This is a genomic window from Sphingopyxis sp. MWB1 (assembly GCF_000763945.1).
Lineage (GTDB): Bacteria > Pseudomonadota > Alphaproteobacteria > Sphingomonadales > Sphingomonadaceae > Sphingopyxis.
Genome location: NZ_JQFJ01000002.1, coordinates 1186429 through 1201998 on the forward strand (window position 1 = coordinate 1186429; position 15570 = coordinate 1201998).

General features: G+C 57.1%; 1 protein-coding gene. It reads right to left on the reverse strand.

The window, feature by feature from the left end; all coding sequences use genetic code 11:
- Position 1: 1 nt before the first annotated feature.
- On the reverse strand, positions 2 to 15421 hold the full coding sequence (locus JV18_RS0106435) for a cadherin domain-containing protein (protein WP_160174172.1): 15420 nt from the start codon (positions 15419 to 15421) through the stop codon (positions 2 to 4).
- Between the last annotated feature and the right edge of the window lie 149 nt (positions 15422 to 15570).

A 15570-nucleotide genomic window follows, 5' to 3' on the forward strand; every position in this document is an offset into this window, starting at 1 on the left:
CCTAGGCGACGACCGTAGTCAGCCAGTCCTGCGCGGACATCCCATCCCTGTTCCATCCGCGCAAGTCCCCCGTCGCCCCATCGACGCCGAAGTGGCTCATCGCCTGCGCCAGATTGGACGCCGCATGGGCTGCATAATGTTCATCAATTGAGGGCATTTTGCGCGGCCCTGCCGGCACATTCGGCAAGCGGGCGGGAAGCTTTGTCGCCTCGAAGCCGAGCGCGACATTGCCGATCGTCGCCGTCGTCCCATTCTCACGCTTGAAGGTTGCGGTCGACAGGCCGAGGTTGCGCCCAAGCTTGACGCTGTCCGTCGTCGTCATATTGCGCAGGCCGATTTCGGATATGCCGAGATCGGCGAGCGTCCTGATTTCGCCTTCCTGTGAAATGGCATCGCCATTGCTGTCGAGCCAGACTTTGAGGTCGCCAAAGCGGGCGTCGCTCTTGTCGAGCTTGCCATCCTTGTTGCTGTCAAGCGCGGCCAAGCCTTCCCAGCTGTTCCTCGCTTCCTCCTTCTCCGCAAGGAAGGATAGTTCCGATGCGTGCGTGATCCTGCCATCCTTGTCGCGATCAATAACGAGCATGCCATCGCCGCCGGATACCCAGCCCGTGTCATCACGATAGCCATCGTCATTCATATCGAACCAGGCCTTCGCCTTGCTGGCCCGCTTCGCTTCAAGCCCGTCGCCGTCAAGGTCGAGGAGGATTGTCGATAGCAGCCCATAATCCCCGTTCTTCGTCGAGACCATCGCTGCCGCGGCAATCTGACCCGCTTCGGCTGAGAGTGCGCCCTTCGGATAGCGCGGAACGACGCGTGCGACACCGCCGCTGGCGTGGAGGCGATAGGCCTTCGATTTTCCAGACCAGGTGCTGGTTTGAAACTCTATCTCGGGCAGGGCCGAAAGCGGCTTGAAGGCAAGGCCCGTGTCCAGGAGCTTGCCCGTTGTCCCGTTGGCGCGGGTGAAGCTGCCGGTATTATAAACGATATTCCTGCCGGTGATAACCTCATCACCGGTCGGCGTGCCCGCGAGCGAGATCGACGTTACCCCTGCCTGCGCGAGGCTCAGCAGTTCACCCGCATCGGTGATGCCATTACCATTATTATCGAACCAGAGACGAAATTCAGCAAAGCGGGCATCCTCGCCATCAAGCTTGCCGTCCGCATTGCTGTCAAACGCGGCCAGCCCCTCCAAATCGGTCTTGGCGCCTTCCTTGTCGCTGACAAAGGAGATTTCCCGAATATCGTCGATCTTGCCATTCCCGTTACGATCGAGCGCGAGGAAAGCGTCGCCCTGCTCGACCCAGCCCGTCTTGTCAGCAATCCCGTCGCCGTTCATATCGAAACGCACTTTATTCTCGGCGATTTCGGTGAGACTCTTCCCGTCGCCATCAAAATCGAGCACGATCGGCGGGGCGTTGCCGGAAGCATCCGGCGCGGCTGCCTCCTCCTCTTCGACAAGGACATATTGCCCGCTGTCCGGATCGTAGCGGTACTGCGGCCCCTCGGGATTTGCCGTATTTGTTTCGTCGGGCACGGGAATCCAGCCGAACCCGACATCGCCGACCTGACCCTGCGTGCCATCGCTCCGCCGGAAAACCGCCGTCGCACTGACGATGTTAGCGGATCCCGAAAAAGGGGTGGCAAGAACATTGCGTTCAAGGGAGATCGAAGAGATTCCAGCGGCTTCGAGCGTAAGCAATTCATTGGCTTGCCCAACGCCATCCTGATTATAATCGCGCCACATCAGGAAGCGACCAAAATCGGCATCATTTGCGTCGAGAAGCATGTCGCCGTTGCTGTCGAATGCCGTGAGCCCTTCAAGATCGGTGGTGGCTCCCTCCCTGTCTTCGAGGAAGCTGATTTCATTAAGGTCGCCGACCAATCCGTCGCCATTGCGGTCGAGCGCCAAAATAGCATCGGTCGCGGCGGCCCAGCCCATGATCTGACGCTGGTCGTCGCCGAACATATTGACGACAATTGAGCTATCGAAAGGACTGATGAGATCAAACCCGTCCCCCTCAAGGTCAAAAACCACTGGCATATAAGGACTGCCGAAGGGCGCACCGTAGAAAGAGGTATCGATATGCTCGTCGTCGGCGTAAAGCGTATAGGGCGGTGCCGGCCAAGGATTTCCGGGATTCCAGCGTTGGTTTGCCGTGTAGCCTGGCGCAGGCGAGCCGCCATGCGGGAAAGGACGCGACGTCTGCCCCTCATAACGATTATATTCGCCGAGATAGAGCAATACATTGCCAGTGGCTTTCTCGACCAACCAGGATTCATTGTACCAATCTGATCCCCAGCCGCCCCAACCGCCACCTTCTCCACTTCCAACATAAGTGTTCTGGAAGCGAACCTCATATTTTGTCGTATCCAAACTATTGTTGTTGTAAACATATTTGCGGACATTGGTGATGTTGATGCGAATGGTCGCGGTTGGAACATTTGAGCCACCGTCATCGGCAGCGATGGTCAGAAGTGCATATTTTCCATTGGCGTCGGAGAGCCAGTTTTCGGATTCATAATCGACGCCATTCCACGTCACGCTGAGCGCACCCGTGCCCGGGTTAATCGCGAATGCATTGTTGATATTCCCCGATACGATCCGGAAGGTAGGCTGGGTACCGTCCGCATCGGTCGCGTTCGCCTGGCCAAAGGTCAGCCCCGGCTGATAATTTTCGGGAATCGTCAAGGAGCCAGGCGCTGTCAAAATGGGCGCATTGTCATTTGCATTCACGATGAATGCCGTCAGGTTGACCCCATGGGCGCTCCGTTGTCCATTTGCCCATGCATAAACGGTGGGCACCGTGGTGCTGGTTTGCGCTTCATAATCAAAAGCCGAATTCACATAGAGCTGGTTGCCGTTAACAATCGAAAAATGTCCCGAAACCGTCCCACCATTTGCAAAGGCATAAGAAACGGTATCGCCATCAGGGTCAACGGCGCCAGAAAATATCAGCCCAGTGTTTCCGATCGTATTTTCCAAAATTGACACGTTTCCAGGTTGCGAAGGCGAACTGGGAGCCTCGTTCTTGTTCTCGATATAAACGTGATAGATGAAGGGATTGGATTCGAGACCCGCCGCATCCCGCGCCTTGAGCGTCAATGTTGCAACACGGATTTCCATCAAGCCATCGCCGTCCGTATCGTAATAAAAGCCAGCATCCTGACCATAGCTGCCACGCGTCGAACGAAGCCAGTCAGCGGTGAAATTGGAGCCAGCAAACAGGAGTTGTCCCGCCCCGTTGGTTGTGAACCACCCATGTTCATTGCCACCCACGATGACAAGGCCCGGCATTGTGTGATCCGGATCCGACATTGCGAAATTGGCGATCACCTGACCCGCATGTGGCGTATCGTTCCCGACTGTTTCCGAATGAAGGGTCTGGCTGGTAAGCACGAGGTTGTTTGGTCGTTCATTCACATCGCCGATGGCAATCGCGACGGTTGTCTGGGCCTGATTATAGCCGGCCGCACCTGCATTATCGCGCGCAACGACCGAATAGCTGCCAATGGCGGGTACAGCTTCGTAATTGATTGGCTTGGCGGTTCGAATCTGCCCCGTTTGGGCATCAATGGTGAAAAGGCCGTCGCTGCTCGTGGCGCTCACCGCCCCCCAATTCAAGAAGAAATAACGCTGCTGCCCGTAAGCGTGACTGCTGAAATCCGCATCGCTCGCCATGACCGCGCCGACCAGCGTCCCGACTGCAACATTTTCATTCACGGCCAAATCATATCTGCCCGGGAAGCTGTTTACGTCATTCAGATTGTTGACGCTAACTGATACCGTCTGGTCGCGATATTCACCAAAACTGTCCGTGACACGGATGGTCACGCTATGCGAGGTGCTGGCTTCATAGTCGAAGTTCGCGCCGGTCGCCGTAATCAAGCCGGTCACGGAATTGATCGCGAACCGCCCACCCGCGCTGTCGAGAAGCTGATAGCTATATTCGAGCTTCTCGATCGTCGGCTGATACCATTGCGCGCTGTAACCCGCATTGCCCTGATTATAATAGCTGAAGAAGCGCGCGCCTGTATCGGATGCGCCCGCTCCAAAGCGATAGGTGAACGTATCGGCCACTTTCTGCCCAGTTATCGTGTCGAAAACACCGCCAAAGGTTTCATTGCCAATTAAAGCTGTTCCCGTTGGCAGGACATAGCCCTCGACACGGTACCAGCGATCCTGAACCAGAGCGTTAGAGTTTCCGTAATAGAAATAGGGGTTGCCGTTGTACTGGCCATCCCAGGCGTTTTCGATATTGCCATATGTCCCGAAAAAGAGGCTGTGCCCCATATTGTTCTCAGGCTTGAAGTAGATGGTAAATTTATAAGCATTGCTCGTGTCAGCCGCACCGACGTTGAGCCAAGGTAGCCCGCCGCCGTGCGGGTCTCCCGTGTTGCCGTCTTGACCCGTTTCGACGACTTGCACCGTCCCGCCAAGCGGGCCGGTGGTCGTAACGATGCGTTCTTCGCCCCAGCTACGGAAAGGCAGTTGAGAGAGGCTGAGCGGCAACAAATTGCGATCGATGGAGTCCGGATCCATGACGGCGGCCGTTCCGACGGTCTTGCCGGTTGGATTATTCGTGGGCGTGTATTCGTTGATCCAGGGTGTCGCGCTTGTACCGAGCCCGCGAACAGCAATGCCGGTCGGCGCCGCATTGATAACAAGCTTGAGATTGACCGGCGCGCTGACCGCGGTTTGACCATTTTCGCTGGCCCGTGCAGTGGCAGTTAAATTGAGATCCTGGCTCCACCCCGCAGGTGCATGCACCTTCAGATTGGAGAGCTGGGCCGGCGTCAACTTCCATGCCCCGCTGCCGCTGTCATAACTACCGGCGCTCAGCGACACGCCCGCCGGAATGCCGGTGATCCAGATCTCATGGGTCTCCGACCCATCCAGGTCAGGAAAGCTCGAGCCCAGACTAAGACCAATGCCCCCGGCGTAACCCGACGTTCCGCCTGCGCTCGTGAACTGGGTAATAGTCGGCGTATCGGCAACGCCGCTGACCACGATATCAAATTCCCGGGTCGAGGAAACGCCGCCCGCGTCGGTCGCGGTCACGCGGATACGTGCGGTACCACTCGCATTGGCAAGCGGATTGACGATCATTGAGCGCACGCCATTTGCATCGGCAGCGCCGAAGCTGATCCCACCGTTGGTGACGATATGTGTTCCCGAGATCACCTGCGCCGACAACTGGATTTGCGCATTGGGCGTGATGTCGTCGGTCGCCGTCACGAGGATCATCCTCGCGCTGTCCTCGCTGGTAGATTGCGTCGCGATGACCGACAGGCTGGGTGCTGCATTGGTTCCCCAATGGGTCGCCCAATTTGCGCGATAATGGTGGTCCGCCATTAACATATCGCGTTCACCAGTCGTTGTCGGCTTTTGTTTCGTGGCCATCAAATCGGCGAGTGCTTCGATATTGATCGTACGGCTGAACCGCGTTCCCGCGACAATGAAATCAATCTTGTGATTGGCCCGGCTCGCAGCGTCAGCGACCACATACCAGTCCACAACCTGCACGCTCGACGTGGTGCCTATCACCGAAATCTTGAGATCATTGCCGACACGTTCGAACCAGAGGTCCTGATCGTTGATCGCACCCATCGCGTCCTGGAAGCCGATCACGTCAACATCGTCGCCCGACGGGTCATAATTCTGGATAATATCGGCGCCTGATGTTCGATTGACGATATAGGTATCGTTATCGATCCCGCCGTTCAGAATGTCGTCCCCTTCACCGCCATCGAGCAGATCGTCGCCCGATTCCGCGTAAAGCTGATCATTGCCGGCCCCTCCGCGCAAGACGTCATTGCCCGTACCGCCATATATGATGTCGTCGCCCGTTCCACCGATCAGTGTATCGGCGCCTTCACCGCCGCTGAGCCTGTCATTGCCTTCGCCGCCGTCGAGCGTGTCATCGCCGAGCCCGCCGCTCAGGATGTCATTCCCCTGCATCCCATAGATGCGGTTAGCGACTTCATCGCCCGTCAGCGTGTCAGCAAATGCCGAGCCGATCACATCCTCTATACTGGTGAATAAGTCACCATATTGATATGCCGTCTGGGGTTCCGCAGAGAAGGGTTTGACGGAAAGGTCGATCGATACACCTGCGGTAAAATTGGCGTAGGTGATCGTATCCCGGCCTTCTCCTCCATCAAAACGGTCCCACACGTCGCCGCCATCTTCATCGATGACGAAGAGATCATCGCCTTCCTGGCCATAAGCGAGATCGGCCCCCGCGCCTCCGACAATGGTGTCATTGCCGAGGCCGCCGAAAAGGCCACCATCCGCAACTTCGGTGTACCAAATACCATAGTCGTCACCATCGCCGCCTTCGATATAATCGTCGCCCGCGCCGCCTATGATACGGTCGACTCCGCTACCGCCGCGCAGAACGTCATTGCCATCGCCGCCTTCGATAACATCATGGCCTTCACCGCCATCAATGGTATCATTGCCCCCATAGCCGTAAATGAGGTCGCGTCCCGCCTGGCCTGACAGAATATCGCCCCCCGTACCGCCCTCCAGCACATCGTCGCGATCGGCGATCTGCAGGTTCAGGGTCCGCCCTATGGTGAATGGCGATCCGCTTTGGTCGGTTGCGACAATTTCTACGGAGACACTTGGTGTTGTTTCGAAATCAAAAACCGTATCGGCTTTGAGCCAGAGCATATTTCCGACGACTTCGAAGCGCGTGTCGTTCAGCGACAAACTGTAGGTGGCATAAGGAAAGCCAGCGGTATCGGGATCGGTTACGGACAGTTTGCCAATGGCGATCGCAGGGCGCGCCTCACCCGAACCGATCCGGTCGCGCTCGACTATATGCGCCACGAGCGGCGACCAGTTGAGGCTGATCGGGGCCTCATTGACGTCACCGATAGCAATTGTGACAGTGCTCTCAGCCTGATGATATCCCGGTTCACCGGCATTGTCGCGCGCAACAAGCTGATATTGCTGCGAGGGTGAAGCGCCTTCGAAGTCCAGCGCAGCATTCACCCGAATCTGCCCCGTCACCGCATCAATGATGTAGCGGCCATCCGCCGATATCGCCGAGGCGTTCGCGCCATCCCAAAAATAGTAACGCTGCGCTGCAAAATTGCCCGATTGGTCAAGATCGGTGGCGGCAACCGCGCCGACGAGCGTGCCAATCGCAACATTCTCGTTCACCGCGAAATCGTGACTTGCTGGCAGGCTATTCGCTTCATTGACGTCGCCGACGGCAACGCTGAAGTCCTGTTCACGCCATGCGCCATGTCCATCGGTCACGCGTACGCGGATCATGTGCGACGTTGACACTTCAAAACTGATTGCCCCCGGATCGGCAAGGAGAAGCTGACCCGCGGCATTGATCGCAAAGCGCCCGCCCGCATCGCCCACAAGCGTATAGGTCAGCGTGTCGCCTTCCACATCGGTGCTCTCGAACGCGCCGATGACCGTGCCCGGCGCCACGACGGCGCCCGGCGCAGCTTCGGATACGAACAGCGATCCACCGCCTTTTATCGAAATGTTGCGGGGGGCGTCATTGACCGCCGCTATGGTGACTGTGACCGGTAATTCGACCGCATGGCCATTTGCATCAGTGACGATGACGACAAAGCTGTCATTTCCATTGACATCGGCATTCGGCGTGTAGGTAAGCACCCCCGTCGCTGGATCGAACCCCGAAATCACGCCCTTTGACGGCCCCGCTCCCGGCTTCAGCTGATAAGCGCTGATGTCGTTATCATGGTCGATGACACCATAGTTTCCGTCCAGGACAATCGCTATATCCTCGGTCACTGCAATTGTTCTCGCGGTCGTAGGTGCGATAGGCTTGGCCTTGCCGCCCTGATGCCAATAACGCGTCTGCACATCGGCGATGGCCTGCGGCACCGCCGCAGGCGGGGTCGCAGACGCGGCCGTCATGGCCGCGATGAGGCTCAACGTGTCGGGATGATCCAGGAAAATCGCATGGGTCGACGTCTGAATCGATTTGATTCGGCTCGGCGACGAGGCTGCAAAGAAACCCGACACGGTGAGGACAGTGTTCTCGCCGATCACGCTGATCTTGAGATCCGACCCGGCCCGCGTCAGCCAAATCTGCTGGTGCACGATACCCGTATCGAACCCGATGATATTGGTTCCTTCCGCGTCGATAATGAGGTCCGCCCCATCATTCGACTGGACGAAATAATAATCGTCTCCCGCACCGCCCAGCAAGGTGTCGGCCCCCGAGCCGCCCCCGAGCCGGTCGTTACCCTCGCCTCCGATCAGATTGTCATTGCCCGCACCGCCATAGATTTCGTCGTCGCCGGCCCCGCCGTCCAAAACCGCATCATTGCCGTCGCCGCCGAGCAGCTGATCATTACCCGCCTCGCCCCGCAGCTGATCATCGCCGCCTCCGCCGACGAGAATGTCGTCATCGGCGCCGCCCCAAAGCTGGTCGTTTCCGTCGCCTGCCGAGATATTATCCTCACCGGCGCCGCCGCGAAGAATGTCATTGCCTGCGCCGGCGATCAGCACATCATTTCCGCCTCTGCCGTCGATGACATTGTCGCCGTCCAGTCCATCGAGGATATTGGCAGCGTCATCGCCGGTGATTCTATCGCCGCCTGTTTGCGAACCCACGACATTCTCGATACCGAACAAGGTATCGCCTTCGGCATCACCGCCCGACTGCGCTGTCGTGATCCCGAGATTGATCGTAACCGCCGAGGAATTGACATAACGAACCGTATCGCCGGCCCCGTCTGCGGCGTTGCCGCCGCCATCAAGACGGTCGGCACCTGCGCCGCCTTCGAGCACGTCGTCGCCGTCTTCGCCGTAGAGCTGGTCGTTCCCGGCCAGTCCGCTCAGCACGTCGTCGCCCGCCCCGCCGTAAAGAAGATCGCTGGCCACCCCCGTCTGACCAATCATCAGATCGGCCTGCGCCGTACCGGTCAGCGCTGCCTCGCTTGTTGCCGACAGGATGCTCGCGAGCGAAACAGAAAGCCCGTCGTTGAACTGCAGCGCTTCCACGCGGCCATAGATGGTGAAGTGATCCTTGATCGTAATCTGAGTCGCCGTCGATTCCTGATAGCGAATGATCAGATCAGGGCCGCTTGCGTCCATCACACCATTTGATGCGCGGATGAAGGTCAGATCGGTAAGGCTGATGCCCGCGGCGAACTCGATGATATCCTGATCGCCGCCGCTGATGCTCGTATCAAATTTGTCGCGCGTGACCTGCTGGCCGTTGGTCCTCGCAAATCCGTCCAACCAGCCCGCTGGGTTCCATGCCCCTGGGGGAGGCGTCGCCGTCCCGGCTGGATAGCTATATTGCGCATAGTCATAGACGAGTTCATTGCCCGGCCCACGGATTTCCAGGCGCCAATAATATTCATTGTCCCATGAGGGTTCACCCATATTTGTCCAGGTCGCCGTGTAGCCGACCGCCAGAACGCCTGCCGCGGATACGACTTCCTCGACTATGAAAGCGCCTTCACGGATGAAGTCACCACCGCTGGCGGCCGTCCAGACATAGGTGTCGTCGCCGGCTCCGCCCATAAGCAGATCGTTACCGGCACCGCCGGTGATTTCATTCTCGCCCTCATCACCGCCAAGGTTATCCGACGCCGATCCGCCAATAATATTCTCGATCGATGAATATTCGTCACCCGCCGCATCACCCGAATTGTTCGACGCGAAACCGAGACGCACACGGACTGCTCCGAAAGCCGATGCGTAGGACGCTGCGTCAAACCCGCTTCCGCCGATCAATATATCCTTGCCCGCTCCGCCATCTAGGATGTCATTGCCGGTACCACCGTAAAGCACATCGTCGCCTGCTTCGCCGCGCAACGTATCTGACCCTGAATTACCTGCAATAATATCGGCGCCGGCGCCGCCAGCCACGACGTCGTCCCCGGCTCCCGCAGTTATCCAGTCGGCAAGCGCCGTCCCCGCAAGGGGCGTCGTTCCGGTCCCGTCGTTCTTGTCCGTTCCGGCGACCAGGTTCCGACCGCTGGTCGATATATCCATGAGTCCGGTCGCATAAAAGGCCAGCTTCTCAATCTGGCCCGGTGCAAGATACCAGTCCTTGATCGTTATACTGTCCTTGATGGTCCCATAGTCCGCAACATCCTGGTCGTCTCCCGCGATGGCCATGACAAGGTCGTTGCCAACCCGCCGCAGCACGACGTCCTGCAGGTTGATACCAAGCGCGAATTCGATCGTGTCAACGCCCGCATTCGCCGTGATGGCAGCACCCGCCGGAGGGGTGAACAGCTTCAGCGTTTCGGTGATAATGTCATAATCGTAGCGCCCGAGCCACTGAAGGTCAGGAGCGCTTGCGGTGCCGATATTCTGGCGGATCACAACTCCGCCCGGGCCCGTCACCTCACCCGTTGTCTCATTGTAGAAATAACCCGCCGCGCTATTCCAGCCGCCGCTCCGCGTCCAAACGACATCCCAATGGTCTGCGAATTCATCGAAAACCATGTCACGCCCGTCGCCACGGGAGTATTTGAAGATATCGTTGCCAGCGCCGCCAACTATGAGATCGCCGTCACCCCGACCGCCGGACAATATATCATTATCGGCTCCCCCATAAATATCGTCTGCTCCGGCGTCACCCGATATGGCATCATTGCCCGCACCGCCGATCAATTGATCGTTGCCAAAACCGCCGATGATGAGATCGCGTCCGTCGTCGCCGGCGACCATATCATTTCCGGATCCGCCGTTCCCGACGTCATCGCCCTGAAGGAGGAAGAGCTGATCGTTACCTCCGCCGCCATAGACAAAGTCGTTGCCCCCAGTCCCGACCAGAACATCGTTACCCGATCCTCCGGCGATGAAGCTGGTTATATCGGCAATGCGGATTTCAGTGCCATCCGCGAACTTCAGCCACTCGATCCGCTTGAAGGGATTGGAGAACCAATCCCGGACCGTCAGCTGGGTGCCCGAGAAGCTTTCGACGCCATTGGCGTCTGTCTGCATGACCTGAATGATGAGATCGCTACCAGGCGCACCGCTCGTTCCCGATCGCTGTATGCGAATATCGCCGATGCCGATGCCGATGCCAAAGACAACCGCATCATCGCCGCCCGATATCACACCCTGCTGGACGCCGGCAGGTGCGCCGATCCAATCGGGGCGCATGGCGCCGGCAGCAAAAGGATTTGCCTTCCAAGCCTCGATGGCCGCCATGCGCTGCGAAATCGCATCGCCAGCTCCCTGCGACACTGGCGCGCCGGTAGCCTCCTCTTCAGCAATATCGGCACCGTCGCCGTGGCGAAGCAGATATTGATCGGACCCCGTCCCGCCCTTCAGGATATCCCCGTCGCCTGCGCCACCCGATAGAATATCGTCGCCGGCTCCACCAGTTATCACATCGACGCCGTCGCCGCCCTCGAGCCAGTCCGATCCTTCACGGCCGCGGATGCTATCATTGCCAGCGCCACCGTTAAGATAGTTACCGTCGCCGCCAAGGGCCAAGGGGTCGACCGTGCCTGCATCGAGAACATCGTCGCCATCGCCGCCCAGCAGCCAGTCATCGAGGCGACCGCCGTAGAGCGTGTCATTGCCCGCACCACCGAAGAGATTGTCGCCAAGGTTTGATGCATAGATTGTGTCGTCGCCGGCGCCACCATCAACGGTTGCGGCAATGTCGATATTCAGGACCCGGCGGTCGGCAGTCGAGAAGGTCAGACTACCGCTCGCGCCGCTCTTCGAGCGCGCGATCGAGAAGGTCGCCTGCCCGCTTGCCTCATCGACCACAACGGCATCGATCCATGCCAGAGTCAGCGTCCCCGTCGTCGCATCTAGGATCGTGCCTGTGCCGCTGGCAGTTACCGCGCCATCGGCATCGGCAGCGTTGGCGATCAGGTTAGCGCCTGCGGTAACCGTAGCGGTCAGCGTGAAGCGCTCATTGCCTTCGATGTCCAGCGTCTGCGGCTCATCGCCCCCGGCGACATAGTCGGGATTGGGGGTATTGTCGGCAAGCACCGCCGCGCGCACGAAGAGCTCGGTTTGCCCCGCAGTGAAGGTGGCGCTGGTCGCATCGCTCCAGGTCACGCCATCGTCCGAGACCTGGAGCGTCGTTCCAAGATCGACTCCGGTTGTGGTTGTCAGATCGGCAAGGCTGAGCGCAACGGAGACCACACCGGCTGCAGCTTTCGACAGCGAGATGCGGAACGTCGCGTAGCCATCGCCTTCCCGCGCATAGCTGCGTCCAACGACCAGCGTCGGTTCGGCGGCCGCCGCATCAATGATTGTCGCCTCGGCACTGCCGCCAACGATTGAAAGGTCCGTAGAATTTGATAGCTTCCCAATGAAGCTTTCCGTCGCTTCGGCCACGCCATCGTTCGCGATCGTTACCGAAACACTCCTGCGCAGATCACCCGATGCAAAGCTGATCACCGCAGTCTTTGCGGTGAAGTCCATGCCCGAAGCGGCAATGTCATCGTTGAGTTGACCATTGACCCTGTAGCCGCGCTGATCGGTCAGCTTGCCGGCACGCAGGTCAATGTTGTTATTGGCGCCATCTCCCTCAATCGTCGTTTGTCCAGCGATATCAATGGTATCGCCCAGCACATAGCGGCCTATGCCCATGAGGCGGCTAACTTGACCGCTGGCCGGGTCATAATCAAACCCGAAGTCGACGCCCGCTGCAGTCGTTCCCGCCTCTTGTATGAGGAAAGTGAAACCGCCGAACCAGTCACTCGCAGCCCGCTTCGTCAGCCCCAACTCCTCCGCGCGAGCAAGCGTAATCAAGGTCTCAATAGCAAAGGCGCTATTGGGCTCCGCTGCGACCAGCGCATTTATGACACCGGAATTGGCGAGATAGCTTTCGTACTGCTGCGCTGATGCCATGTTGCCGAGCAGCACGTTGCTGTCGAAATTTAGCGGATCAAGGCCGCCCAATTCAAAGGTGCGGTAGAGCGCGCGTTTGACATAGGTATCGCCGCCCGCGATCTGGAAATCTGGGTCGGTAAAGCCGGTGTAAACACCGTAGCCGATGAGGCGCATCGCCGCGTCTTTACCCGAGAATTTCTGCGTGATCGCATCGCTGTCGCGCGTTGAAAAGGGCTTGTAGACGAAAGCCTTCTTGCGCATCCCGTAATTACCGGATTGCACCGCACTGGGATTTAGCAGAGTGCCGCCGGTTGCAGAAAGAACCGCGTTGAACGTATCGGAAACCGCAGACGCAACCGAACGCGCAGCGTCCTTCGACCCACCTTTTTTTGACCAGACATTGGCCGCCACGAACTTCTGCTGGCTCGCATCCCAGACGGAATCCGCCCCTGAGCGCGGGGTGCCGCCGAAGATCGAGCCGATCAGACCGCCGACGATGAAGCCGACGAAGGCCCCGACAAATGCGCCGACCGGTCCCCCCAGAAGGGTACCCGCCTTTGCCAATTTGGTTGCAGCAAGAGCGCCCAAGGTCGACCCGACTGCCGCGCCGATTTGTCCGCCAACTGTGTCAAAGGAAACAAATTCTGAGGCGAGTCTTGTCCCCAGGAAACTTCCAATTGCATTACCCACAAGAGACCAGTTGACGCCAGTGCCAACCTGAAAAACCTCACCATTTGCAGCACCAGGAATCTGCGTTCCAAGACGGGTAAGATTGGTCAACATTTGCCCAATAGTGGCAGAAGCAGCCGTACCGGCCAGATCGCCTTCAAAACCATCGAGTCCGAGTTCAGAGATTAGACCCGCCACAAGGTAAGAAGAGACCGCTCCTATGCTGCCTGCGACTAAATTCTCAACAAACTCTTTACCAATGCCATCGAACATTTCACCGATGGATACGTCCCGATTGGCGGTAGCAAAGACTTCACGGTTCAAAACATCGCCAATATTTTGTCCGAGGGTCTGCAATGCTGCCGAAGATATCGTTCTGATGACGAGGTGCTTTGAAATCCGTGACCCAAGCACCGATCCGAGGACAGCACCGGCGTCAACGAAATCGAGACCGACTGGAGAGTCCTTGATACGAATAGATGTAATACCATCTCGAGTTAGAACAACGGTTCCGTCATCAAATATTTCGGTTAATTCAACTTTCCGTGATCCGTCATCTGTCTTTCTTACCGTCCTCTTAAGCAACTTGTTTTCCGACAACGTACCGATTTCAACAGTGAGTCCGGTCAATTTGCGCAAGGCACCTAGGTCGATCGCAATGATACGGGTTAAGTCGCCACCAATCGTTTCAAGCGAAAACTCGATTGGGAGATTCACCGAGCCGTCTTGCCCGTTTGTCGCAATCAATCTCCGACGCGATTGCTCGTAGGCATAATCAGCCAATTCGATCAGGAGTGATCTAGTCGCCTCATCTGCCAGAAGGAATATTTCTACACCATCGATCAGTACTTCCTCAACCTGACCATCCTCACTAAATACAAGCATTAAAGACTTGACTTCGCTATCAACCTGAACATTTCTTAGGGAAAGAGTTGCCAAAGAATTTGATTCAACCTCAATTCCACTGAACGATCCCCGCATATTAGTAGAAGCATTAAATTTTGCTTTCAACTCTAGGCAAGAATCTCCAACATGCCCCGATATAATACTATTACATCCGAGCGCGCCCATTTTTTCAAGGAGTCCTATATTCTCTACCGAGACACCCCAGAGCGCATCATTTGTACTATTGCGATTGCCAATAGCAAATTTGTATCCCTCCAGGACAAAGTAGCCATCCGCAGACAGGCTCATGCTGTAGTCGGATTTATCGTTTGGGTCTCCTTCGCTTCGAAGTGACAACAAACCCTGTTTTTCCAGTTCTTTCACCTGATCTAAAGTAAAGTTTAGCCAATTGCTATCCGCTCCGAGAGCATAAATTCGTAGATCGCGAAGAACTTTTGCCTGATCGAAAATCGGCTCTAGGCGCGCAACATCAGCTTGCCTTAAATTCTCCACCAACTGCTCGACCGTTATTGCGCCCGGGTCGCCAAACGCCTTGTTGTCATTGAGCAGGTGTCCATTACGATACAGTTCGCCTAAGATGACTCTCGTTTCCGCGTAAACAGGGTCATCGACGATCTCGTTGAGACTAAACTCGGGGATCAAACCAGCAATGCCAGCGTCTGCTCCAATGCGAACATTGTATTGATGCGGCTGTTTACGATGGAGGAGTTCATGTATCGCCGTGGAGGCGAAACGAAAGGCCCGGTATTCATCGTCTGGAGAGTCTGCGGCGAAGATTTCTATATAGTCAAAATCAGTATCGGAAGACGGGGAAGTAAAGTCCAAAAGGCCGCTTATTGAAGATAGATCGATACCAACTGCCTCGTCAGTGATATCCAAGTCGTGATATGCACCACCTTGGACACCTCCAGAACGCTTATCTCGAATATGAATGACGATCGTTTCATTATTCTGCACGCTCGGCAAGGAGCCATCGAGCATAGCCGCCAATCCAAACGCATCGTATTCGCCGAGCAATGCCTCCATAACGTTTAGAAAACCGGCCAGACCCGATATGTTTGGGTCGTCCACAGCGACAATTATTGGCGCGAACCCGTCTCGCTGAAAGATGTATCCCACTCCAGGGTAATCCGTGTCTGGATCAGAAAATAGCCAGCCAGGCTGCTCAGCATTAC

Bases quoted from the DNA above. Each gene is read 5' to 3' on its own strand.
- JV18_RS0106435 (WP_160174172.1), bottom strand. From the start codon at position 15,421: ATGGAGGCATTGCTCGGCGAATACGATGCGTTTGGATTGGCGGCTATG.